Raw genomic sequence first — 23,868 nt, forward strand, 5'->3', positions numbered from 1 at the left:
ATTTGAGTAAGAAGTTAACAATGTATTCTTTGATGTTATTTCAGCATGCAATACTGGAATCCGTAAAAAAAAATCAGTGTCAGATCACACAACTATACAAACATTGTGATTTGAATCTACCAGAAGGGTGCCATCTCAACGCCCATGCAAACATTGTAGTTTTAGAGCAATCTCCACCAGTAGGGTGTCATCCCAGTGCTCTGAAACTGGAATCCAGTTTTTCATGCAACCTTGTCAAAGACGTTTATTTTAGAATAAAACAGCTACTTTTATGCTTGCCACCTCAGTGCACTTACTTGCAGTCAAATTTCTGGATTCCAGTGTCAAGTACTGCAGAAATTGATTTACTCTACTGTCATGCAGTTTAACTTCAAAAGTAAGCTATTTGCTGAGATGACAGGAGGTAATGCAAGAAATCTAATGAAGCTATTCGTTCAACTGGTGTTATTTATTTCGTTATTTATTCCTTATTCCACAAAAGCTGTTTTATATGTTGATATAAAAAAAAGCAATATTGGTAATATTGATCTTGTTGTATCTAAATGTGCATGCAAGACAGAAGTGGAAAGTGAGCTAAGTGAAAGCATCACAAAAGTAATTGAAACAAATCTATCTAATTGTGGCTTATTTAATGTGAAACGTGATGCGAAAGTTGAGTCTTGGAAAAGCGATACTGTAGTCACAGTAAGTTTAAGTGAAGTATCAAACAGAAATTTAGAGCTATCTTTTCGTTTATCTGACAGCTTTACAAACAGAGAATTGCTTACTCAGTCGGTTGTTTTTCTAGCAAAAGACTGGAGGAAAATTAGTCATCTTGTTTCAGATCTGATACATGATAGATTGATTGGTGAGAAAGGGCATTTCAATACAAAAATTACATATATCGCTGAAGAAAAAGATAGCAATTACAAATCCGTCCGTAAAATTGCTGTGATGAATCAAGATGGAAGTAATATAAAGTACTTAACAAATGGTGAGAAATTTGTGTCAACACCAAGATTTTCACCAAATGGAAAGGGTATTGTTTATATCTCATACACAAATGGTAAAAGTTATATAATATTAAAAAATTTAAAAGATAACACTGAATCAATAATCAGCGCATTTGAAGGAGTTATTTCTGCACCAAGATTTTCTCCTGATGGTAAATCTCTTTTTATTTCCCACTCATTGAGTGGTGAAACAAATATATTATCTCTAGACTTAAACAGTAAACGAACAAAAAAAATTACTAAAGGTTCAGCTATAAGTACTTCTCCCTCTTTGTCTCCAGATCAAAAGTACATGGTTTTTAGTTCTGATATAAGTGGAAGTCAGCAACTATATATCATAGATTTCACTAAAAAAAGCAAAAAACCCAAGAGAATTAGTTTTGGAAATGGAAGATATGCTACACCTGTTTGGTCGCCAAAAGGAGATCTGATAGCTTTTACAAAAATTCAGTCAGGAAAATTTTACATAGGAGTTATGAAGCCAGATGGCAAAGAAGAGCGCTTGCTTTCAGAGGGACATAAAATTGAATCTCCGGCATGGCTACCAAATGGCAGAGAAATTATCTTCACTAACGCAGAATCACCAAGCAACTCTAAATTATATTTAGTAGATTTAGTAAAGAAAAATCAAAAAATGGTTTTTACTCCAACGAATGCTTCTTTACCAGATTGGTCTTATTTTTGAAAGTAGATCTATAAAATCGTTATAAATCTTGCTTTATCTTAATCGTTTATAACCTTCGGTACTACGAAATACCCATGCTCCGATTTTGTATTGGATAATATTTCTTCTTTAATGTTTTGAGAATTTATAATATCATCGCGTACATGAATATCCTTATCTATAGTTCCATAACGCATAGGAGAAACACCTTCAGTATTAACTTTCAACAAAGTATCATGTATCCAATCCAGCATTGTCAGTTCTTTTGAGTAGTATTGAATCTCATCATCGGATAACTTAATCCTCACAAGCTGTGCAGTTTTAAGCATTTCTTCTTTAGTAATTGTTATTTTTCTCTTATTTGCAAATTCTATTAACGAAGTGATAACATCTTCTGTTGATCTAGCTGGCACTTTTACCTCCTTGCATAAAGCAAATTAAAATATTTGCAATTGAAACAACCTCTATCTTATCATTTTTTTCAAATTTGTGAAATACGGTGTCCGTAATTACTAATTTATCCAGAGAAGAGGAAGAGATTTTCTCAACTGCATTTCCTGAAAGTATTCCATGTGTAATGCATGAAACTACAGACTTTGCTCCTCGGTTTTTTAAAGCAAGAGCTGCATTACATAATGTTCCGCCAGAGTCAACTATATCATCAACAATGACGCAATTTTTGTTTGCAACTTCTCCGATTACATTCATTACCTCAGATGTACCTGCTTTTTCTCTATATTTATCTACTACAACAATATCATTATCTAACTTGTATTTTTCCTCTAAAATCTTTGCAAAAGCACGAGCTCTGCCAATTGCTCCAACATCAGGCGCAACTATTGCCAAGTTTTCCTTGTATATAGAGTTAACAAATACTTCAAAACAGCTTAGATTAGTAACTGGTATATCAAAAAAACCTTCAATTTGACTTGAATGCAAATCAATAGCAGCAACACTGTTTGCACCAGCTGTTTGAATAAGATTTGCAGTTAATTTAGCACTTAAAGCAGATTGCATATTATTGTTTTTAATAACCCTATCCTGCCTACTGTATCCGTAATAAGGAATAATAGCCGTTATTCTCTTGGCTCCTGACCTCTTTGCTGCATCAATTGTAAGCAGAAGCTCCATAAGGTTATCATTTACAGGGGAAGAAAGAGATTGTACTATATATACTTCTTGATTACGTAGATCATTTGCTACTTCTACATTTACCTCACCATCGGCAAATCTTGATACCTGAGTAGGTAATAGCTGAGCATTTAGCCCACTTGCTATTGAATCTCCTAATTGTTTACTAGTGCTACCTATTATTACCTTCATATATATCAATTAAGTTTTGAAAATTATACAGAAACCATAGAATGATTAAAACTTTATTCTTGCCGCCAAGTGGATCATAGAAACGGAAAAGTTACTCGAAACATTTCACCGATGTTCCTTATCATAATAACGGCACTTGCTGAGTGCATTAAGTAATTTTATGCGCAGTGGAATGATAAAAAGCGTTTTCACAAACACATTTTACTACATAATCAGCGCTAATATTAAAATGCTTATAAAGAGCTTCATAAGGTGCTGATTCTCCAAAATTTTTCATGCCAATAAATATACCGTTTGAACCTATATATTTATGCCAACCCACTTCACTTCCAGCTTCAATTGCAACTTTAATACTATCATTATTTAATATTACCCCTTTATATTCATCACTTTGCTCGTCAAAAAGCCTCCAACACGGCATAGAAATGACCCTTGTACCTACACCTTTTTCCTGTAATTTTTCTCTTGCCTCAACTGCAATTTCAACTTCAGATCCGGTAGCAAATATCGTCACTTCTAGCTTCCCTGAATATTCGCATAGTATATATGCACCAAATTTTGATAGGTTGACCAATTGGTCAGTATAAGAGTGCATGTAATTAATATTTTGCCTTGAAAGCGCAAATAGTGCAGGTGACTCTTTTTTTTCAAGTGCAATGCTAATGCACTCCAAAGTTTCAATTGCATCTGCTGGCCTAAAAACATACAGATTTGGTATAGCTCTCAGAGAAGCTAAATGCTCTATTGGCTGGTGAGTTGGACCATCTTCTCCTACTCCAATTGAGTCATGAGTCATTACATAGATAACCTGCTGTTTCATCAAGGCTGAAAGACGTATAGCAGGGCGGCAGTAGTCGGAAAATACTAAAAAAGTTCCACCATAAGGAATAATCCCACCATGAAGAGCCATACCATTCATACAAGCTGCCATAGCGTGCTCTCTCACTCCATAGTGTACATAAGAGCCACTATAATTATTACTATCTATTGCCTGCATGTGCTTATATTTAGTACAATTTGAACCGGTAAGATCAGCAGAGCCACCAATTAGTTCTGGCATAGACTTATTTAATAGTTCCATTACTCTGCCGAAAGAAGATCGAGTAGCTTCGTTTGGCATTAGCTTACATATTTGTTTCTTCAGATCAGCCAAATCACTCTCGATATTATTCGGCAAACGTTTCTCAAGTCTTCTTTGTAGTTCTTTATTGATCAAGGATGTATAGTTTTGCTTTGCCCTCTTAACTGTTTCCATCCAAACGTTTTTCACATCTTCTGGTACATAAAATGGTTCATAGTTCCAATTCAATTTTTCTCTCATCTGTTTTACATCTTCCTCTGTAAAGGCACCACTATGAGCAGAAGATGTGCCAGCACGGCTCGAAAATTTTCCGATAATAGTTTTGCAACAGATTAGTGTAGGTTTATCAGACTTTTGCGCCTGCTCTATTGCAAGGGATATAGCATCAAAGTCATGCCCATCAATTTTGTCAACATTCCATCCATACGCTGAAAAACGCTTTTCTATATCATCAGAGCAAGAGAGGCTAGTAGAGCCGTCTATAGAGATGTCATTGTCGTCAAAAAGTGCTATCAGCTTATTTAATTTAAGATGCCCAGCAAGAGACGCTGCTTCATGGCTTATACCTTCCATAAGACAGCCATCTCCTAGCATTACGTAAGTGTAGTGGCTGATTTCAAACTGCTTTGCAAGAATCGATTCAGCAAGTGCCATGCCAACAGCAGTGGCAAATCCCTGACCAAGTGGGCCTGTTGTTGCTTCTATACCAGAAGTCAAGCCAAATTCTGGGTGACCTGGAGTTTTTGATGTAAGTTGCCTGAAGTTTTTTAGTTCATCTATACCAATGTAGCCTGTCAGATATAATATAGAGTATTGCAGCATCGAACCGTGACCATTTGATAGGACGAAACGATCTCTACTGATCCATTTAGAATCATCAGGGTTATGGTTTAGATATTTAGCAAATAATACAGTGGCAACATCTGCCATGCCAAGTGGCATACCTGGATGTCCAGAATTTGCTTTTTGTACTGCATCAATTGATAAAAAGCGGACAGCATTTGCCATGGATTTTAGTAGTAGATGATTCATGTATTAATAGGAAAACTTAAAAGTGAAGTATACTATATCATAGTGGCAAAAACAAGTTGACACTTAATGTTAAAATCATTAATAATTTATAGTTAGATTGTGAGAATTTTTGTATGACAACTGTTATCAATAGAAAGTATAGAATCAGTCGCAGGCTTGGTGTAAACTTATGGGGTAGAGCAAAAGATTCGGTCAATAAAAGAAAATACCCTCCAGGTCAGCATGGTATTCTTGGATTTAAGAAGTTATCTGACTTTGGTAAGCAGTTTGCTGCACATAAGAAATTTAAGTTCTACTATGCAATTTCAAGTAAGCAGCTTAGACGTACATTTTTAGATGCTTACAAAAGAAAGGGTTATACGGCTGATAATTTTATTGGTGCCTTGGAATCAAGGTTAAGTTCTGTTCTATATCACTCTGGTTTTGTGCCAACAATTTACTCGGCAAAACAGCTTATATCTCATAAACATGTTACAGTTAATGATAAGGTGGTTAACATATCAAGTTATAGAGTGAAGCCTGGTGATATAGTAAAAATAAGGGAAAGAGCAGCAAAAATTCCTATATTAATAGAGGCTGAACAAAAACAAGAACGTAAGGCTCCAGATTATTTAGAGGCAGATAGCAAAGCACTTTCAGTGAAGTATTTGAGAGCACCTCAATATTCCGAAGTCCCATATTCAGCAGACATGGAAGTCAATTTAGTAGTAGAATTTTACTCTAGATAAATAAGGCCCGTGTGGCGGAATCGGTAGACGCAGCGGACTTAAAATCCGTGGGTTTTGCGACCTTGGGAGTTCAAGTCTCCCCATGGGCACCAGTTTAATTTATCGAAAAAGTATGAAATGGCTTGATATAGAAGATATTGCAGAAGCTCTAGAAGAGAAGTTTCCCAGTAAGGATATAATTAGTATTAGATTCACTGAACTTAAGAAAAAGATCTTGGGTTTGAAGGAGTTTGATGATGATGAAAAGTATTGTAATGAAAAAATATTAGAGGCCATTCAAGCAGCTTGGATTGCAGAAAGATCTTAAAAAACAGATAGCTATAAGAAAATTACTGCATACAGTAAAAAGATAATCTTCTTGGAAATACTATACTTTACTCGAATTTTAATTAGCTTCATAATAATTTAACAAATTAAAATTAAAAATGATTACAAGGTAGGAAACACAAAATTCTGGCAAATGCTAGATATACAAATACTGCTTTTTATGTGTGAGGCCGAGGATTATGAAAACAATAAGTTAGTTTTTTGTATAAGAAAGTTGTAATATAATTTAATTTTAAGCACTGGAAAGATGTTTAAATATAGCGGGCCAAAGAAATTAAAATCTATAATAGAAAACTATGCATTAAAATGCATGAAAAATAAGATCAGCAAAAATGAAATACGTCTTATTTTAAACTGGAAAAGTATAGTTGGAGAGGAATTAGCAGAATGTACAAAACCACAAAAGATCTCATACGCACAAAACGTAAATTCTGGTGTTCTGCATCTGTTAGTAACAAATGGCAGTAAAGCATTAGAAATGCAGCATATGGTTTCTCTTGTAATAGAAAAAATTACAGTGTTTTTTGGCTATAAAGCAGTATACGGTATAAAAATCAAGCAAGGGAGTTGACTATTTAACTATATAAGGTTAACCTAGTTACATAGGATAAATTGGTATATTGAAGTGAGTAGAATTTGTGAATTAACAAATAGAAAAAAGTCTTTTGGTAATAAGGTATCGCACTCAAATCGTAAAACAAAGCGTACCTTTCTCTTAAATTTACATAAGGTTACATTAACGAGTAATATATTAGAAAAAAAGTTTAGCTTTCGTATAGCGACAAGAACTTTAAGAACTATAGATTACAAAGGTGATCTTGATGCTTTCTTGCTCAACACAAAAACAATTAAACTAAGTAAAGAAGCGCAAAAGATAAAAAGAAGATTAAAGAAAGTTTTAGCAAAACAAGAGGTAGAGCTAGCTGTTTCAGATGCATAGTAAGCCTACATGGCTCAGAGCAAAAGCTCCAGCTGGTAAAGTATTCAATGAAACCTTAAACACTGTTAAGCTACATAACTTACATACAGTATGCGAAGAAGCTGCGTGTCCAAATATTGGTGAATGTTGGAATAAACGTCATGCTACTGTGATGATTCTCGGTTCTGTTTGTACTCGTGCTTGTGCGTTTTGCAACGTTGCAACTGGCATTCCTGATAAGCTCGATCCTCATGAACCAGAAAATTTAGCAAAAGCAATAAAAAAGTTAAATTTAAAGCACGTTGTCATTACCTCTGTTGACCGTGACGATTTACCAGATGGTGGTGCAAATCAGTTTATAAGGTGTATAGAAGAAATTAGAAAGATAACTTCGGAAACAACAATAGAGATCCTCACTCCTGATTTTTTAAATAAGAAAGGAGCGTTTGAAGCAATAGCTATTGCATCACCTGATGTTTATAACCACAACATCGAAACAGTACCAAGGCTGTATGCAAAAATAAGACCAAGAGCTCGTTATTTTCATTCACTATATTTGCTAAAGATGGTGAAACAGATTAATTCTAAACTTTTCACGAAGTCAGGGCTTATGGTTGGTCTTGGAGAAACAAAAGAAGAAATCTTTCAGGTTATGGATGATTTACGTAGCGCCGAAGTTGATTTCATTACAATTGGTCAATATCTGCAACCAACTCCAAAGCATGCAAAAATTGATAGATATGTTACTCCAGAAGAGTTTGAGCATTATAAATATATTGCTTATTCTAAAGGCTTCTTGGTAGTTGCATCAAGTCCATTAACCCGTTCATCATATCACGCTGAAGAAGATTTTAACAGGCTCAAGGCTTGTAGTTAATATCTTAATTTTTTCAGAGTACAGTTTAATATAGTAATTAATATCTTGACTTTATTTAGAATATAATTTAATATAGGTATTTATGAAGCGAAAAAGTTATGGGTGGTTCTAACGAAAAAGTTGACTACACTGAGTTATCAAAATCTTCTATTTCTGACAAAATAAAGCCAAAAAAAAAGGTCGAATTTTGTCAGCAAGTCCAAGTTAAAGAAATTCCACTTGAAGGAAAAAAAGGAGCATGTAAACGATACAAAGAAAAGAAAGAGAAACAAAAACATGAGCTCAATAAAAAACCACAATTATGGGAAAGAGGTGCAGCAATTATTGTTCCACCAGTAATTGGGCTTCTAGGAGGTTTAATAACTTTAACACTCATAACAGAAGAAATAAGTTCACCATTTTTAATTGCAGCTTTAGCTGCTATAGCAATTACAGCAGCAATATATGAACTTGAGTATTTACTTAAACCTGAATTGCTAGAAAAGCCTGGTAAAACTTTAAAGGATTTAGTAACAGATTCTTTTGTAAAGGAAGAAAAAAACTCAAGAACTGTATCACAATAAATCAGAAAAGCTTAGTGAGTTGCTCTAGGCTTGACTTTTTACTTAGCTGATCACAAAAAGTATGAATTTTACAGCACCTAAACCAGCTGTTTAAGATCTTATATAAGCAATTGACAGCTACTGAGATGCCAGTTAAAATATTTACATAGTATATTAACAGAGGGTAAGGTGGGTTTTAGTGGATATGTACATGATAAAGCTTTAACAATATCAGATGTAAGTGCTAAAATTGATATAAGAGAGCTAGCAAACTTTCTACAGAGTAAAAAAGGCATTAACGAGCTTAATTTAATAAATGTAGAGATTGATAGTAAAGATGTAAAAGAGTTAAGTAAACTTACACATCTTACTTCGCTCACTCTAAGGAACAATAAACTCGGTTTTGAAGGTGCAGGATATATAGGTCAAGGCAATCTAAAAAACCTTACTTTACTTGAAATAAGTAATAACAATATTGGAGACAGAGGTTTTGCATTTTTGATTGGCAGCAAACGTCTCCCAAATCTTACTTTATTAAATGTAGAAAACAACAACATTGTTGGAGTGTGGCGCCACCACTATGGAGGAGATATAGCACTCAAAAATCTCACCTCACTTTATGTAGAAGGTAACGGTAAAAAATTCTTAAATGATAAAGAAGTTATCCTTGATAGTATAAAAAAAAGCTCAATAACCGAAGCGCCTGGACACTCTAGAGTAAAAGATGGTGAAGGTGCTACAAAAAAATTAGTAGCTAAAAGAAAAAAAAAGATACAAGCTACCAATAGTCAGTCAGATCCTAGTAGTATGTTAAGCGTCAAACAAGATGGGCTGCGTGAAATAGTACTTGACACTGAAACTACAGGTCTTGATGTCAATAGCCATCGAATTATCGAAATAGGGTGTGTAGAACTAATTAATCATATTCCAACAGGCAAAGTATTCCATCGATACATCAACCCAGAAAGGAGCATAGACAAAGGTGCATTTAAAGTTCACGGTATCAGCGAAGAATTTCTAAAGGATAAGCCATTATTTTCAGAGATTGCATCTGAATTTCTTAATTTTATATCTAGCGATACTTTGGTAATTCACAATGCTGGATTTGACATTAAATTTTTGAACATGGAACTTGGTAAACTGAATGCCAAATTAATCTCTTCAGACAGAGTGTTAGATACATTACCGCTTGCAAGAAAGAAATTTGGACCACCGGCTTCTTTAAGTGCATTGTGTGAGCGTTTTGGTATATCACTAGAGAGTAGGGAGCTGCATGGAGCGCTAATTGACGCTGAGTTGCTAGCAAAAGTATATGTTGAGCGATTACAAACTCCTTTGGATCGATGTCAGCATGCAGTACGTAACTTATCTCTTAGAGGACACTTGCCAAGTAATGAAGAAGTTAGTGAGCAGTTAGATGAGATTAACGTATCTGTTCATGAGGGAGTAGTAGATAGAAGATTGTAAAAACGCCTTTTGCTTTCAGTAGCGAAATTATTCTCTCAATGAATGTGTTTTCTAGCTTTAAAAATGCGAATCTCAATATCTTATCTTGAATTACTTAACTGTTGGTTCAAGTTTAAGTTCTTATCATGGTATGTATTTACATCTTTTAACACTTTAAGTGGTCCACCTAGACTATGTTCCACTTTTGTCTCAAATTTAAATCCCAAATTTCCAAAAAATTCTTGAAAATACTCAATAGTAATGTCACACAAACTTCTACCACTTGCTTTATAATTTTTCAGCTCTTTCGGAATATTAATAAGCACTTTACCATCCTCATATGTTATGCTTCTACCCTTAGATTTTAACTTAAATTCTACTGAGCTGTAAAAACCTGGTGTTTTGATATCATTAACAAGATCACTGCTGCGTACCTTTATACAATCCATGCTAAAATTGAGTTTTAGACAATTGGAGTCACGGCAATCCATACTATAAGTTATTATTATATTAGAATCTAACACAAGCAAACCAAATGGAGAAAGAGCCTTTAATATATGAAGAAACAGAAAATGATTATACCCTTCTTGATGATAGTTAGTTATCAATTCTTCCATGATAGAGTCACTCGGAACTTCTGCACCAGCATATTCAAATATTTTTATGAAAATTTGCTTAAGAAATGGACTATAGTTCTTTCTTCCATTCTCATCTTCTAAAATGAGATCTTTATGTTTTGAGTATAGCTCCTCGATAAGCTCATTAGGCACTTCTTTCTCATTAATAGTAAGGTTGTGTGATCTACCAAGGTCAATATATGTTTTGTAACTAAAGTTCCAACTATCTGATTTTATTGATATAGACTTTAAATCAGCATATTTGAGCTTTTTTACTTCAGATTTTAATGCATTAACTATTTTTTTTGACATATCACAATCTTATATTATATACGTATTACATACTTTTCATCATAAGTAAAGGTTTTCTGTAAAACTTGATTTACTTTTTATTATACTCACCTTATTAAAAAAAGCAGAGATTTCAATATCTTATTTTAAATTCTTCAAGTTTAGATTCTTATCTTGGAATGTATTTATATCACTTAATACTCCAAGTGGCTTATCCAGAATATGCTCAATTTTTGTCTCAAAGTGAAATCCAAATTTTTCGCAAAATTTCTGAAAATACTCAATAATAACATCAAACAAATTCTTATCATTTGCTTTGTAGTTTTTCAGCTCCTTAGGAATAGTAAGAGACACTTTACCTTCTTCATACTTCACATTTTCACCCTCACATTTTAGTTTAAACTCCACTGAGTTTTGCAAATTACATACTAAAATTTTATTATCGTTATATATGCCATCATTTACGCTAAAACTAAACTTCAGACAATTTGGATCTTCACAACTTATATAGGTACTTTCTCTGTAAGAAGGAATTAAATAGTGGAATGAATACATCCACAATCCAAAAGAACGAAGTGCTTGACTTTGAGAAGAAAAGAACTGCTTGTACCCAGACCTGTTATAATAAGTTATCAATTCTTCCATAATAGGGTCATTTGGAACTGCTGCACCGGCATGTTCAAATATTTCCTTAAAGATTTGCTTAAGAAATGGACGATAATTCCCTTTTTCGTCCTTTGGAATTAGATCTTTATGTTTTAAATACAAATTTTTAATGAAATCATTAGTTATTGCCTTCCCATTAATAACAAGATCACAAGCAAATTCATATTCACTATTGAAGTCCATATCCAAATCCTTATATGTTCTATAATCAGAACTTTTTGTAGACTTCAAATGAGCATATCCTCTCTCCTTCACCTTAGCTTTCAACTCATTAATCATTTTTTTTGACATATATACTATTAATAGCTCTTATACTATAATACATATATAATTATTAACCTTTTAATAATATAGACTATCAACTGTAACCTGAGTTACTTTCCGGTTTACACTTGATTACTCTAACGATAGATTTTCCAATTCCATCTGATCTACTTGTACTTTTTCTAACTCACTTTTTACCTGTTTATGGTATAAGTTTGCTCCTCTAGCCCAAGTATAATGCACCCATTTGTCTAGACCATTTTTTTCAAAGTGATCCGATTTTTAAAATGAATATGTTGATAAATACGTCGACACACATTTAAAGTATTTATCAATATATTCATTTACTGTTTATGATAATAAAGATCAGCAGGAACTTTATAATGTAGAGTCTGATGTCGCCTTCTATAGTTATACCAAGCAACAAAATCATTTATTATAAGATTTAAATCTCTGATACTATTTGGTCTATAATAATATATAGCTTCTTGCTTTAAAGTTCTCCATAAGCGCTCAACAAATATATTGTCGAAGCAACGTCCTTTATGGTCCATACTGATTTTAATATTAGCACGCTCTAATTCCATAATAAAGTTGTAGCTAGTAAACTGCACCCCCTGATCACTATTAAAAATCTCAGGTTTACCTTGTTTTAGAGCTTCTTTGAGAGTATAAAGGCAAAATCCAGCATCGAGATATGGTGATAATGAATGAGCAATAATATAGCGACTATACAAGTCCATTATTGCCACAAAATAGATAAACTTACCTTCTACCATAATATATGTTATATCAGTAGCCCATACCTGATTAACTCTACAAATAATCAAATCTTTGAGTAAATAAGGATATATTTTATGCTTTTTTTCTTTAATACTTGTATTACATCTTTTTCTACAATACAGCCCACTAATCTTCATTTTTTTCATAATTCTTAAGATTTTTTTGTGATTGACTACTACTCCACTCGCTATGATTTCAGCAGTAATTTTACGATATCCATAACGGCAATCAGAAGCCAAATATACTTCTTGAATCAAATTTGCTACTTCACTTTCGTTATTAATTATAGGCCTATAATATAGGCTAGATCTGCAAATCCCCAATAAATCAGCCTGTTTCCTAATTGACAGATCAGAATCTTTTTCTATAAACCTTACTCTATCTTTTTTGCTTATTTCAGTAATTTTTTTTTCAAATAGCTATTTTCCACTGTCAATTCTCCTATTACTTTATGTAAACTTTCTATTTCTTGCGCTAAGATTCTTTGTTTTCTCGCACTTTCACTTTCTTCAACAAATAGGTCTTTTAACCTTGCCAATACTCTATCACGCCAATCATATAGATTTGTTGATGGTATTTTATATTCACTACATATCTCAGCTGTGCTTTTTTGATTTTTTATTGCTTCCAAAGCTATCTTTGCTTTTAACTCTGGTTCATATTTTTTTGTTGCCATACTTTTACCCCTTTACCTTCCTACTCGGATCAACCATTTTTTTTTGGTCTAGTTTATGGGGTGCATTATAGTAGTAATTCTCCTTATCCCTCGATTTGCCGCTTACTTCCTCGAGAAGATACATCACTCAATGAAGAGCTTACTGATGAACTTCTAGATAAGCTTCCAGATGATAGCCTTATATCCTTGTTTTTAGTTTTTCCGTTACTATGTTTCTTATCTGGCTCATCTTTTATGTTATGCTCCTTCTTGAAATTTTTACAGAAAGTGCGAAGATATTTTATTTCGCCTTCCTTTTCTGTAGTTTCGTTTATTTTATCGATTAAGCAAATCAGATTTGCCATTGAGAATCCCTTACTAGCCTGTACAAGAATTTTCATATCGCTATCTTTTAATTTTTCGAGCCGTTCTTGTAATATTTTTTGACGTGTATCGTCTTTATCCAGCCCAGGAACCTCAATACACTCCAAACGACCACCCCTAATAAGCGCAGGATCTAAATGATTCTTATGATTAGTTGCAGCAACTACCGTTATATTTTTTGAGGATAAAAACTCTCGATCCAATTTAGTGAGTAAATGAGTTAAAGTTCCTGCATTTTCACTGGAAGTGCGCTTTTTGCCAATGCCGTCAATCTCATCTATAAAAATTATACACGGACTGTTTGCCTCTGCTTTCTCAAAAACCTGATCTATATTTGATTGATTAGACAAGCAAGATGCAGAAACAGACATAAACGCAAACAGAGATTTAGTTTGATTTGCAATTGCCTTACTAATACTAGTCTTACCAGTTCCTGGTGGACCATACAAGAGATATCCTCTGCCTTGTAACTCACAAATCCCTTGCAATTTTTCTTTTATGTCATTTGGTAATATAATATCACTAAATGTTGTATTCCACCCTCTTTTTTCATCTTTTGCGTAAAATTCCATATTCAGCTTTGCTTCTACTTCATTTTTTGTTGCAGGACTATTAATTAACCTTGCAGAAAGATCACTAACCTCTTTTTTTAACCCATTCACTTCATCTTTCGTTACAAAATTCTCTGAAATTCTATGAACTTTTTCTTCTAGACCACTAAACCCGTATTTATTTTCTTTATCCTTTCCATCTTCTAATTCTTCTTTGATTTGAGCTAGCGTATTTTCTTCTTTCCTTGACTCTTTATTTAGCTCTTCGACTTCAGCTTTCGAATTTTCTTGAGATTTTTTATTTTGTTTAATCATTTTATATGAAAGCGCAATTACTATCACAGAAAGCGTGAATGAAATAAAAATAATAGGGAAAGCTACATCTAAAGCTGCAACTGAAGATAAAAATGGAATATAAGAGGCTACAGCAAAAACTCCAGACGTAAGTAGTGTAAGAGAAGCAATAGAACCAGCTATAAGAAAAGGTATATTAGTTCTACTAAACATATTTTAGCTTATAAGTAGTTAATTTATAAATAATATATTTAAAGAGTACAAGCTTTTCATAGTAAAACAAGACCAACTAAAGAAATAACTTAAGGTTTCCTTAATCAATCTACTGTTGTCCCAGTATCCCTATGATATCACGCACTGGGATGACAAAAAAAAGCACACTGAAATAACAGATACCATAACGTAAAACTCAATAACTTAAAATAGATAATTAAACCCTTTAATTAAGATCTACATCTATAATTATTATAAGCAATAATAAAAAAGTACGAAAGCAAAAATTTATGAAAGAGCATTATGTATATATATGCTTTGTAGATCTACACTTTGCCACCCTTCTGTTAAGCTTTGCCTCCCTTCCATTACGTTTTGTCGCTCTTTTATTTCTTTTATTTCGTTATCGAATTTTGACATTAGATATTTAGCATAACCAGATGCTAATGCTGTTGATGCAGATACAGCTATTGCTGCCGTAACAGATGTTAATGTACTTTCCACTGTCTTGGTTATAAAAAGCGTCGATGCTACAAAATTCCCTAACATGGCAACTAAGCCACCAACAATAATACTACCTCCTTGTATCTTGTCAAAAGTATCTGATGTTTTAAGCTTAAGCATTAGGTGGAGAAGGGAAGAACTTTGAATATCTCCTTAGATATAAAATCTGTGTGGTAGACAAGAGTTCCCTTCTCAAAAGTATAGGCTGAACGGTATCGTAGAAAGACCTAAATGGTTATAATTCTGTATCCACAAGGTTAGCCTTACTTTTCATTTTAATAGTAACGTATGGAGTTATATATGATCAACAACTTTTTGGGTATAGACATATCAAAAGATCGCTTTGATGTTTCTCTTTCATTCATAAGCAACAAAGGAAAACGTGAAACCAGGAAAAGGAGTTTCAAGAATAATGATCATGGGTTTCAAGGTTTACTGAGCTTTCTACAAAAGCATAATGTAGAACAAGTAAAAGCCTGCATGGAAGCTACTGGTTGTTATAGTGAAGCCTTAGCTGAATTTCTACACAATACTGGACATTTTGTGAGTGTTGTTAATCCAGCTTGTATAAGATTTTATGCAAAAAGTAAGCTTATACGACAAAAGAATGATCAGACTGATGCAGAGATAATTGCCGATTATTGCCAAAGACAGGAACCTATTCGTTGGGCACCACCTTCTCCTGAGTTAAAGAAATTAAAGCATCTTTATCGTTGCTCGGCTGCGTTAAAAGATGAATTGACATTAGTAAATAACCACTTAGAAAAAAAAGAGAGACTGCCTAAAGAAGTTGCAAATGCTTGGGAAGACCTTGCAATGAACATAAAACAAAAAATAGAAAGAATAAAAAACTCCTTACGTGAACTATTAAATAAACACAAAGAATTGTTGGAAAATTTTCAACTTCTATTGACCATTCCAGGAATAGGAGAAGAATCAGCAGTAGCTATTTTGGCTGAAGTTCCTAACATAAAAGCTTTCAAGGATGCCAGGCAATTGGCAGCATATGCTGGAGCTATACCACGAAATATAACGTCAGGTACGTCTGTACATGCCAAGCCCAGATTAAGTAAATCCGGTTCACGAACATTATGTAAGGCAATGTACTTTCCTGCCATAGTAGCTAAGAATCATAATCCTACTATTATGACTTTTTGCAAAAGGTTAAAAGAGAAAGGCAAGCATAACATGGCCATTGTGGGAGCTGCAATGCGTAAGTTACTCCATATTGTTTTTGGTGTTTTAAGGTCAAAGAAGGCTTTTGATCCAGATCATATCAAAAACTACAGAGCTAGGAGTTTGGCTGAAAGTTTAGTGCTTTAAAATCAAAAAACGCTCCAATTATGTAAAATAGTATCTTACACAAATTTTGTAACTGGTTAGTGAATATGTTGATAAGTAAATTAATTTTATACGTACAAAAAAGCGGAAATTTACTTATCAACATATTCACTAACTATAATCTGTGTACCGTTACACAAAATGTGAATTGGAAGTATTTTTTAATTTTATGATACAGCTTGAACAATTTTTGTAATTTTTTTGTTGACTTGCAAGACGGTATCTACTACCTTGCTTTTCAAAAACCTTTCTATATCCTCTACCGTATCTTCTTGGCGATTTATAATGGCATAATACAAAGGAGTTTTCTGCAAATTATCTTTCTCATAAACATCTGCACCTCTGTCTAGTAAAGCATTTACTATCTCCATATAGCCATTTGCAGCTAAACTGCACCCCCTGATCACTATTAAAAATCTCAGGTTTACCTTGTTTTAGAGCTTCTTTGAGAGTATAAAGGCAAAATCCAGCATCGAGATATGGTGATAATGAATGAGCAATAATATAGCGACTATACAAGTCCATTATTGCCACAAAATAGATAAACTTACCTTCTACCATAATATATGTTATATCAGTAGCCCATACCTGATTAACTCTACAAATAATCAAATCTTTGAGTAAATAAGGATATATTTTATGCTTTTTTTCTTTAATACTTGTATTACATCTTTTTCTACAATACAGCCCACTAATCTTCATTTTTTTCATAATTCTTAAGATTTTTTTGTGATTGACTACTACTCCACTCGCTATGATTTCAGCAGTAATTTTACGATATCCATAACGGCAATCAGAAGCCAAATATACTTCTTGAATCAAATTTGCTACTTCACTTTCGTTATTAATTATAGGCCTATAATATAGGCTAGATCTGCAAATCCCCAATAAATCAGCCTGTTTCCTAATTGACAGATCAGAATCTTTTTCTATAAACCTTACTCTATCTTTTTTGCTTATTTCAGTAATTTTTTTTTCAAATAGCTATTTTCCACTGTCAATTCTCCTATTACTTTATGTAAACTTTCTATTTCTTGCGCTAAGATTCTTTGTTTTCTCGCACTTTCACTTTCTTCAACAAATAGGTCTTTTAACCTTGCCAATACTCTATCACGCCAATCATATAGATTTGTTGATGGTATTTTATATTCACTACATATCTCAGCTGTGCTTTTTTGATTTTTTATTGCTTCCAAAGCTATCTTTGCTTTTAACTCTGGTTCATATTTTTTTGTTGCCATACTTTTACCCCTTTACCTTCCTACTCGGATCAACCATTTTTTTTTGGTCTAGTTTATGGGGTGCATTATATTGCAGTTGCACCAGTTGTTACTACATCATCAACCAATATCACGATTTTGTTTTTGATAATTTCGCTGTTGCTTATTTTAAAAGCCTTTCTCAAATTTTTTTCACGCCTTTTAAGTGAAAGACCAGCTTGAGGTACAGTGTGACGAATACGTTTTATTGCAAATGGTGTATAAGATAAATGAGATAACTTACTTAATTCCTTCGCGAGCAATGCTGCTTGATTATATTTACGTTTAAATAAGCGTATTTTATGTAGCGGTATGGGAATTATGACCTCTGCATTTTGAAACATGTCTTTGTTAGCTTTGTACATCCACTTTGCGTAGACTTTCATGTAGTTTAAGTTATCAAAAAATTTAAAATTTATAATCATATTTTTGCTATGTTCATCGTAGGCAAAAACTGATCTTAATACTTTAAATGGCGGAGGATTACTGATGCATTTGCCGCATGTATAAAAACTATCTGGAATTACTACACCACAAACATTACAGTAATGCTTAGTTAAAAAATTGATTTTTTTATTGCATTCACTACATAAATCATAACTTTTATCAATTATACGTTCACAACTTACGCATACGTTTGGAAATATGAGATCTGTAGCTTTTTTTAATAAGAGAAGATTCATGAATTAAATATGTTAGGTATACCTTTTAAAATGCTCCTCATAACCTAATTATTAAGAAATAGTCGATACTTGATCCAATAAATATGTTTTAAGATACTTGCCTGTAACGCTTTTTGGAGTCTGTGCAACTTTTTCTGGAGTTCCTACAGCAACCACTTCGCCACCTTTTACTCCACCCTCTGGACCAATATCTATTATGTAATCAGCAGTTTTTATAACATGTAAATTGTGCTCAATAACTATAACAGTATTTCCTAAATCAACTAGCCTATGGAGTATTTTCAGTAAATTATTTACATCTTCAAAATGTAACCCAGTTGTTGGCTCATCGAGAATATACAATGTTTTCCCGGTAAATCGCTTTGATAGTTCCTTAGACAGCTTTATTCGTTGTGCTTCACCCCCGGACAACGTTGTTGACGACTGTCCAAGCGTTATATAGCCAAGCCCTACTTCCTGTAAAGAAATCAACTTTTCCCTTATCATTGGAAGATTTTCAAAAAAGTCACATGCTTGATCTATTGTCATATCAAGCACATCAGAAATTGATTTTCCCTTGTAAGTAACTTCCAATGTTTCTCGGTTATACCTCTGTCCTCTACATTGCTCACATTTCACATAAACGTCCGGTAGGAAATGCATCTCGATCTTTAAATGCCCATCACCTTTACAAGCTTCACATCTTCCTCCCTTGGTATTAAATGAAAATCGGCCTATATTGTAACCTCGTGCCTTCGACTCTGGGAGACCTGCAAACCAATTTCTGATGTGAGTAAACATACCAACATATGTTGCTGGATTTGATGCTGGAGTCCTACTAATTGGTGACTGATCAACTTCTATAATTTTATCTATATACTCAAGGCCTTCTATTTTATCGCATTTACCATGCTTTGCAGATGAATGATTTATCTTCTGTGCTGAGTATTTATATAGTGTTTCTATTACTAAACTTGATTTTCCTCCTCCTGATATTCCAGTAACACAAATAAAATTCCCTATAGGAAATTCAACATTTATATTTTTTAAGTTATTCTCACATGCGTTAACTACCTTTATGAACTGAGTTGTTTGCTTTCTTCTTTTTGAAATTGAAATTTCCTTCTTTCCACTTAAATACTGTCCTGTTATGCTCTCTAAATTTTTTTGTACCTGATCTGGTGTTCCTTCTGCAACGATTTTTCCTCCATTCACGCCAGCTCCAGGACCAATATCAATCACATAATCAGCAGCCATTATTGTGTCTTCATCATGTTCAACAACAATCACAGTATTACCCATGTCTCTCAGATTTTTAAGTGTGGCAATTAATCGATCATTATCACATTGATGAAGGCCAATTGAGGGTTCGTCAAGCACGTATAGCACTCCTGTTAAACCAGAGCCAATTTGCGAAGCAAGCCTGATCCTCTGGCTTTCACCACCAGAGAGAGTGCTAGATTCACGGTCAAGTGTAAGGTAATTTAGCCCTACATTCTTTAAAAATGTCAGCCTTTTGATTATTTCGTTTAATATTTTATTTGAAATTTGCCTTTGTTGTTCTGTAAGTCTGTCTGATAAATTTCCAAACCACTTAAGGGATTCATCGATGCTGAGCCTTGATATTTCACCTATATGTTTTTCGTCAATTTTCACTGTAAGTGCTTCTTTTCTCAATCTATAGCCAGCACATTCTTTGCAGTCAGTAACAGAACAATACCTATCAATAAGTGATGCATCGTAATCCATCTGGCGTTCTAGGATACTGACCAAACCTTGAAATTTCATTTCTCTAGAGCCAAAAAGTATTAAATCCTTCACTTTTTGGTCTATATTCTTCCACGGAACATCAAGGCTAAATTTGCAATTTTCAGCCAGTGATAGAATTGCATTTTTTAGCAATCCATAGTTTGTATGCACTTGACGGAATATTGATCCAATTGGCTTTAAAGCACCTTCAGATATCGAGAGCGTTTCATCTGGCACTATTAGCTTTGCATCAACACTTAGTTTTTTACCGAGCCCATTGCATGAACTGCATGCACCGTAGGGGCTGTTAAAAGAAAACAATCTTGGCTCTATTTCTTCAAGAGTAAAGCCAGACTCAGGACATGCAAAATTCTCTGAGAAAGTTAAAGTTTGACCATTTTTATACTCGGAATTGTGGTTATCAGGTAAGTTCACTATTTCTGCATACATTAAGCCATGGCCCAGCCTCAATGCTGATTCTACACTGCTTGGTAGTCGATTTCCTATATCATCTGATATGGAGATTCTATCTGCAATAACAAAAATATCATGTTTCTTGTTTTTATCGAGTTTAGGCAAGTCATCTATATTGTATGTTTCACCATCTATTTTTAGTCTCACGTAACCCTGCTTTTTAATTTCCAATATCTCTTTGAAGTGCTCTCCTTTTCTGCCACGCACAATAGGAGCAAGTATATATATTTTAGTTTCTAAAGGTAATGCTATAATAGTATCTACAATTTGAGATACAGCCTGTTTCGTTATTGGCAACCCAGTTACAGGCGAATAAGGTATTCCCACTCGTGCATATATTAAGCGTAGATAGTCATAAATTTCAGTAACAGTTCCAACGGTTGATCTTGGATTTTTTGAGATCGATTTTTGGTTAATTGATATTGCAGGAGAGAGGCCTGTGATTGACTCAACATCTGGTTTATCTTGAATATTAAGAAATTGACGTGCATAAGCCGATAGACTTTCGACGTATCGGCGTTGGCCTTCTGCATAAATCGTATCGAATGCGAGGCTAGACTTACCAGAACCACTTAGTCCAGTTATAATAACTAACTTATTTTTTGGTATATTGACATCAATACCCTGCAAATTATGCTCTCTTGCACCTTTAACTCTGATCATACTTCATGTACCTTTGACCATTACAGCCTCAAAATACATAAACTTACAACAACTTTCTACTAATTTTTTCAACTATTACGGAAAACGAAGTAGCACAACTAGTGCAAAACATTTTGCCATACAACTATATAAACATCTGTTTTCGCCAAGTTAGTTCGTACAACAAATGGTGTCATAAAAGTATGTTTTCTACAATCTCATCAAAAACATGCTTACCAATTTTTGGAAACAGGAAATTTTATTTTATATAAAATATAGAATTTTGATAAATTTAACTTTTTTGTGAGATTATGCAGCGATAAAAATAAATTTAGAGGGAAAGGTTATGGCAATAGAGAAGGAGAAGTTTTTTGAAATAATAAATGAGGTAAGTGAAAGTAGCGATTTGGATGAAGATAATTTACTTGAAAAAATAAAGAATGAGTTAAAAGGAAAAGATGCAGGAGAGTACAACAAGTTTAGTAAAAATTTTAGTAAAGAACATCAATTTAGTATAAAAATTTCAGAAGAAGCTGCAGAAGATTGGACGTTGTTACATCTTGCTACAGCATGCAACAATATGTTAATAGTGGAACTTTTACTAAAAAAGAAAGCAAGTGTTAACGCTCGAGTAAAAGATGGTTCTAAAAATGATGGGCTAACTGCTTTGCATATTGCTACTTCTTGTGGACATGAAAGCATGGTAAAACAACTACTAAGTGATGATCGAGTGAATCCTTCATTAAAAAGCAAAAATAAGACTCCAAGAGAGGTGGTAGGCAATACAGAAAATAAGGAAGCAATATTACAAGTGAGCAATACTTACATGCTGGTGTTAAGAATATTGTAGAAAAATTTGAGTCACCGCAAAGAGGAAGTGTTACATGTAGTGGTAAACAGACTCCTATTGGTGAAAGCGTTAGTAGTGACGACAGCGGTCTAGAGTCTGAGGCTACATTTGATACTTCTTTCTGCTCCGAAATAAATCACGACGGGACAGCTAATGAAGTTGATGACCAAATTTTAGAAAGTCTGCAACCTCAAATTCAGCTGCAAGATAGACAAATTCGGAAGTTAGAAAAGCCAGGTAAAGAATTAAAACATGTTGAGAAAGAACTAGAAAAGTTAAAGAGTGACTTAGCTGGACATGAGACTCGGTTAGAAATAGTTGATAAGCTCAGTAAAGAGAATCAATCACTAAAGCAAAAAATAAAAGATCTGGAAAACGAGAATACAACACTTAATAGTGAATTAAGCAAAACCAAAGCAAATAAAGTATTACTAGAAAAAACAGAAAAAAGACAACTGTCTTTCTTAAAAATTGCTTCTGTAAACTTTGCAATCATGTTGACAGTAGGTGTTGCCTTTAGTATAGCCTTCCAATTACCAATTCTATTGATGATTGCAACTTCTGTGATGTCTTCATTGATAGTCGGTGGAGTTACATACGCACTATCACCGCAACCTACTGAATTAAAAGAAGTAAGTATTCAATGCTCAATGCAACATGATGCTTGTAAAACTTAACTTGTGCGCTTCCTGGTAATTTTGATATAGTTATTTCAGTTGAAATCTACAGGTTTACAAATGGCAATCTTAAGTGTAAGAGAAGCTTTATGCACAGCGATCAGAGAAGAAATGCAAAATGACCCTGATATATTTATCATGGGTGAAGAAGTTGCAGAGTATGATGGTGCTTATAAAGTAACAAAAGGATTACTGAAAGAGTTCGGAGAAAATAGGGTAGTTGATACACCTATTACCGAACATGGATTTGCTGGTCTTGCTGTTGGAGCAGCGTTTGCTGGGCTCAAACCTATTGTTGAGTTTATGACTTTTAATTTTTCTATGCAGGCTATTGACCAAATTGTGAATTCCGCAGCAAAAACAAATTATATGTCAGGTGGACAACTTGGATGCCCTATAGTGTTTCGTGGACCAAATGGCGCTGCAGCAAGAGTTGCAGCACAACACTCTCAATGCTTTGCATCTTGGTATTCGCACGTACCAGGGTTAAAAGTAATAGCACCTTATTTTGCCTCCGATTGCAGAGGTCTGCTTAAAGCTGCAATTCGTGATCCGAATCCAGTAATATTTCTAGAAAACGAGATTGCTTATGGGCATGAACATGAGATTCCTGATTCTGAGCTATCAAATAAAGATTATCTACTTGAGATAGGCAAAGCCGCTGTTATACGGGAAGGAAAGGATGTAACTATTACTGCTTTCTCATTGAAATTAATGGATGCGTTAGATGCAGCAGATTTACTCTCTGGTAAAGGCATAGAAGCTGAAGTTATTGATCTTAGAACCCTAAGGCCACTTGACACTGAAACTGTTATTAATTCTATTAAAAAAACTAATAGATTGGTCAGTGTAGAAGAGGGTTGGCCATTTGCAGGAATAGGTGCAGAGCTCTCGGCTGTGGTTATGGAACAAGGATTTGACTATCTTGATGCTCCAGTTGTACGGGTAACCGGCAAGGATGTCCCCTTACCTTATGCTGCAAACCTAGAAAAGAAAGCATTACCACAAGTGGAAGATATAGTTGAAGCTGTGCACCAAGTCTGCTTTAGAAAGAAATAGTC

Annotated in this window: 21 protein-coding genes, 1 tRNA gene and 2 pseudogenes; 12 read left to right on the forward strand and 12 right to left on the reverse strand. The window is 33.9% G+C overall.

The window, feature by feature from the left end:
• Window positions 1-420: 420 nt before the first annotated feature.
• The gene (locus OOK99_RS02530) at window positions 421-1,677 is read left to right on the forward strand and encodes a Tol-Pal system protein TolB (RefSeq protein ID WP_026092717.1); all 1,257 of its coding nucleotides are present in this window, start codon (window positions 421-423) and stop codon (window positions 1,675-1,677) included.
• Between the two features lie 38 nt (window positions 1,678-1,715).
• Here OOK99_RS02530 and gatC read toward each other — a convergent pair whose 3' ends face one another.
• The 3 genes from gatC to tkt all read right to left on the reverse strand — a co-directional run bounded on the left by gatC (window position 1,716) and on the right by tkt (window position 5,092).
• Window positions 1,716-2,069, reverse strand: a complete 354-nt coding sequence (gene gatC / locus OOK99_RS02535) for an Asp-tRNA(Asn)/Glu-tRNA(Gln) amidotransferase subunit GatC (RefSeq protein ID WP_007302647.1) — start codon at window positions 2,067-2,069, stop codon at window positions 1,716-1,718.
• Window positions 2,059-2,979 carry a ribose-phosphate diphosphokinase gene (locus OOK99_RS02540; protein WP_264720088.1) on the reverse strand — a complete coding sequence of 307 codons (921 nt, stop codon included), beginning with the start codon at window positions 2,977-2,979 and terminating at the stop codon, window positions 2,059-2,061. The genes gatC and OOK99_RS02540 overlap by 11 nt, the downstream gene beginning before the upstream one ends.
• A 148-nt stretch (window positions 2,980-3,127) precedes the next feature.
• On the reverse strand, window positions 3,128-5,092 hold the full coding sequence (tkt, locus tag OOK99_RS02545) for a transketolase (protein ID WP_264720089.1): 1,965 nt from the start codon (window positions 5,090-5,092) through the stop codon (window positions 3,128-3,130).
• A gap of 113 nt (window positions 5,093-5,205) precedes the next feature.
• Between tkt and rpsD the strand changes: the two genes are divergently transcribed.
• The 8 genes from rpsD (at window position 5,206) to dnaQ (ending at window position 9,952) form a co-directional block, all read left to right on the forward strand.
• Window positions 5,206-5,820, forward strand: a complete 615-nt coding sequence (rpsD, locus tag OOK99_RS02550; protein WP_006012690.1) for a 30S ribosomal protein S4 — start codon at window positions 5,206-5,208, stop codon at window positions 5,818-5,820.
• Between the two features lie 5 nt (window positions 5,821-5,825).
• A tRNA-Leu gene (locus tag OOK99_RS02555) sits at window positions 5,826-5,912 on the forward strand.
• A 20-nt stretch (window positions 5,913-5,932) separates the two neighbouring features.
• A complete protein-coding gene (gene iscX / locus OOK99_RS02560; RefSeq protein ID WP_264337261.1) occupies window positions 5,933-6,127 on the forward strand; it encodes a Fe-S cluster assembly protein IscX in 195 nt (64 codons plus the stop codon).
• Window positions 6,128-6,457: 330 nt separating this feature from the next.
• On the forward strand, window positions 6,458-6,718 hold the full coding sequence (locus OOK99_RS02565) for a DciA family protein (protein WP_254229807.1): 261 nt from the start codon (window positions 6,458-6,460) through the stop codon (window positions 6,716-6,718).
• A gap of 54 nt (window positions 6,719-6,772) precedes the next feature.
• Complete coding sequence (rpmB, locus tag OOK99_RS02570) at window positions 6,773-7,087, forward strand: 50S ribosomal protein L28 (RefSeq protein WP_007302640.1); 315 nt, start codon at window positions 6,773-6,775, stop codon at window positions 7,085-7,087.
• On the forward strand, window positions 7,080-7,943 hold the full coding sequence (gene lipA / locus OOK99_RS02575) for a lipoyl synthase (RefSeq protein WP_108784143.1): 864 nt from the start codon (window positions 7,080-7,082) through the stop codon (window positions 7,941-7,943). Before rpmB ends, lipA begins: the two co-directional genes overlap by 8 nt.
• Before the next feature lie 98 nt (window positions 7,944-8,041).
• Window positions 8,042-8,506: a hypothetical protein gene (locus tag OOK99_RS02580; RefSeq protein ID WP_264720090.1), complete on the forward strand. Its 465-nt coding sequence runs from the start codon at window positions 8,042-8,044 to the stop codon at window positions 8,504-8,506.
• Window positions 8,507-9,292: 786 nt separating this feature from the next.
• On the forward strand, window positions 9,293-9,952 hold the full coding sequence (gene dnaQ / locus OOK99_RS02585; protein ID WP_264377951.1) for a DNA polymerase III subunit epsilon: 660 nt from the start codon (window positions 9,293-9,295) through the stop codon (window positions 9,950-9,952).
• 80 nt (window positions 9,953-10,032) lie between these two features.
• Here the strand turns inward: dnaQ and OOK99_RS02590 are convergent, their stop codons facing one another.
• The 5 genes from OOK99_RS02590 to OOK99_RS02610 all read right to left on the reverse strand — a co-directional run bounded on the left by OOK99_RS02590 (window position 10,033) and on the right by OOK99_RS02610 (window position 15,273).
• On the reverse strand, window positions 10,033-10,860 hold the full coding sequence (locus OOK99_RS02590; RefSeq protein WP_264720092.1) for a hypothetical protein: 828 nt from the start codon (window positions 10,858-10,860) through the stop codon (window positions 10,033-10,035).
• Between the two features lie 120 nt (window positions 10,861-10,980).
• A complete protein-coding gene (locus tag OOK99_RS02595) occupies window positions 10,981-11,796 on the reverse strand; it encodes a hypothetical protein (protein WP_264720094.1) in 816 nt (271 codons plus the stop codon).
• 317 nt (window positions 11,797-12,113) lie between these two features.
• Window positions 12,114-13,228, reverse strand: a protein-coding gene (locus tag OOK99_RS02600) for an IS3-like element ISWpi17 family transposase (protein WP_214303219.1) whose coding sequence is annotated in 2 segments (ribosomal slippage) — window positions 12,114-12,955 and window positions 12,955-13,228 — 1,116 coding nt in all. Because the reading frame shifts where the segments join, the coding sequence is not laid out codon by codon here.
• Window positions 13,229-13,311: 83 nt separating this feature from the next.
• A complete protein-coding gene (locus OOK99_RS02605; protein WP_264720095.1) occupies window positions 13,312-14,649 on the reverse strand; it encodes an AAA family ATPase in 1,338 nt (445 codons plus the stop codon).
• A 288-nt stretch (window positions 14,650-14,937) separates the two neighbouring features.
• Window positions 14,938-15,273 (reverse strand): hypothetical protein, encoded by a 336-nt coding sequence (locus OOK99_RS02610; RefSeq protein ID WP_264720096.1) that lies wholly within the window; start codon window positions 15,271-15,273, stop codon window positions 14,938-14,940.
• A 180-nt stretch (window positions 15,274-15,453) separates the two neighbouring features.
• Here OOK99_RS02610 and OOK99_RS02615 point away from each other — a divergent pair, with 180 nt between their 5' ends.
• On the forward strand, window positions 15,454-16,476 hold the full coding sequence (locus tag OOK99_RS02615) for an IS110 family RNA-guided transposase (RefSeq protein ID WP_070357039.1): 1,023 nt from the start codon (window positions 15,454-15,456) through the stop codon (window positions 16,474-16,476).
• Between the two features lie 185 nt (window positions 16,477-16,661).
• Here OOK99_RS02615 and OOK99_RS02620 read toward each other — a convergent pair whose 3' ends face one another.
• From OOK99_RS02620 to uvrA, 4 genes and pseudogenes are all read right to left on the reverse strand, one after another.
• On the reverse strand, window positions 16,662-16,865 hold the full coding sequence (locus tag OOK99_RS02620) for an ankyrin repeat domain-containing protein (protein ID WP_264720097.1): 204 nt from the start codon (window positions 16,863-16,865) through the stop codon (window positions 16,662-16,664).
• 13 nt (window positions 16,866-16,878) lie between these two features.
• A pseudogene (locus tag OOK99_RS02625) lies at window positions 16,879-17,735 on the reverse strand (IS3 family transposase); the annotation flags it as partial.
• A 71-nt stretch (window positions 17,736-17,806) separates the two neighbouring features.
• Window positions 17,807-18,436: pseudogene (locus OOK99_RS07000) on the reverse strand (double zinc ribbon domain-containing protein); the annotation flags it as partial.
• Window positions 18,437-18,487: 51 nt separating this feature from the next.
• Window positions 18,488-21,301, reverse strand: a complete 2,814-nt coding sequence (gene uvrA / locus OOK99_RS02640) for an excinuclease ABC subunit UvrA (RefSeq protein WP_264720099.1) — start codon at window positions 21,299-21,301, stop codon at window positions 18,488-18,490.
• A gap of 325 nt (window positions 21,302-21,626) precedes the next feature.
• On the opposite strand from uvrA, the gene OOK99_RS02645 reads away from it, so the two are divergent.
• Both OOK99_RS02645 and OOK99_RS02650 read left to right on the forward strand, forming a co-directional pair.
• On the forward strand, window positions 21,627-22,130 hold the full coding sequence (locus tag OOK99_RS02645) for an ankyrin repeat domain-containing protein (protein ID WP_264720100.1): 504 nt from the start codon (window positions 21,627-21,629) through the stop codon (window positions 22,128-22,130).
• Between the two features lie 737 nt (window positions 22,131-22,867).
• Window positions 22,868-23,866: a pyruvate dehydrogenase complex E1 component subunit beta gene (locus OOK99_RS02650; protein ID WP_264720101.1), complete on the forward strand. Its 999-nt coding sequence runs from the start codon at window positions 22,868-22,870 to the stop codon at window positions 23,864-23,866.
• Window positions 23,867-23,868: the final 2 nt, after the last annotated feature.

It is taken from the genome of Wolbachia endosymbiont (group B) of Eucosma cana (genome assembly GCF_947250645.1).
Lineage (GTDB): Bacteria > Pseudomonadota > Alphaproteobacteria > Rickettsiales > Anaplasmataceae > Wolbachia.

Excerpts from the sequence above, each read along its gene's own strand:
- OOK99_RS02530 (WP_026092717.1), top strand. The coding sequence starts at position 421 with ATGAAGCTATTCGTTCAACTGGTGTTATTTATTTCGTTATTTATTCCT.
- OOK99_RS02540 (WP_264720088.1), bottom strand. The coding sequence starts at position 2,979 with ATGAAGGTAATAATAGGTAGCACTAGTAAACAATTAGGAGATTCAATA.
- tkt (WP_264720089.1), bottom strand. The coding sequence starts at position 5,092 with ATGAATCATCTACTACTAAAATCCATGGCAAATGCTGTCCGCTTTTTA.
- rpsD (WP_006012690.1), top strand. The coding sequence starts at position 5,206 with ATGACAACTGTTATCAATAGAAAGTATAGAATCAGTCGCAGGCTTGGT.
- iscX (WP_264337261.1), top strand. The coding sequence starts at position 5,933 with ATGAAATGGCTTGATATAGAAGATATTGCAGAAGCTCTAGAAGAGAAG.
- OOK99_RS02565 (WP_254229807.1), top strand. The coding sequence starts at position 6,458 with ATGAAAAATAAGATCAGCAAAAATGAAATACGTCTTATTTTAAACTGG.
- lipA (WP_108784143.1), top strand. The coding sequence starts at position 7,080 with ATGCATAGTAAGCCTACATGGCTCAGAGCAAAAGCTCCAGCTGGTAAA.
- OOK99_RS02580 (WP_264720090.1), top strand. The coding sequence starts at position 8,042 with ATGGGTGGTTCTAACGAAAAAGTTGACTACACTGAGTTATCAAAATCT.
- dnaQ (WP_264377951.1), top strand. The coding sequence starts at position 9,293 with ATGTTAAGCGTCAAACAAGATGGGCTGCGTGAAATAGTACTTGACACT.
- OOK99_RS02590 (WP_264720092.1), bottom strand. The coding sequence starts at position 10,860 with ATGTCAAAAAAAATAGTTAATGCATTAAAATCTGAAGTAAAAAAGCTC.
- OOK99_RS02595 (WP_264720094.1), bottom strand. The coding sequence starts at position 11,796 with ATGTCAAAAAAAATGATTAATGAGTTGAAAGCTAAGGTGAAGGAGAGA.
- OOK99_RS02605 (WP_264720095.1), bottom strand. The coding sequence starts at position 14,649 with ATGTTTAGTAGAACTAATATACCTTTTCTTATAGCTGGTTCTATTGCT.
- OOK99_RS02610 (WP_264720096.1), bottom strand. The coding sequence starts at position 15,273 with ATGCTTAAGCTTAAAACATCAGATACTTTTGACAAGATACAAGGAGGT.
- OOK99_RS02615 (WP_070357039.1), top strand. The coding sequence starts at position 15,454 with ATGATCAACAACTTTTTGGGTATAGACATATCAAAAGATCGCTTTGAT.
- OOK99_RS02620 (WP_264720097.1), bottom strand. The coding sequence starts at position 16,865 with ATGGAGATAGTAAATGCTTTACTAGACAGAGGTGCAGATGTTTATGAG.
- uvrA (WP_264720099.1), bottom strand. The coding sequence starts at position 21,301 with ATGATCAGAGTTAAAGGTGCAAGAGAGCATAATTTGCAGGGTATTGAT.
- OOK99_RS02645 (WP_264720100.1), top strand. The coding sequence starts at position 21,627 with ATGGCAATAGAGAAGGAGAAGTTTTTTGAAATAATAAATGAGGTAAGT.
- OOK99_RS02650 (WP_264720101.1), top strand. The coding sequence starts at position 22,868 with ATGGCAATCTTAAGTGTAAGAGAAGCTTTATGCACAGCGATCAGAGAA.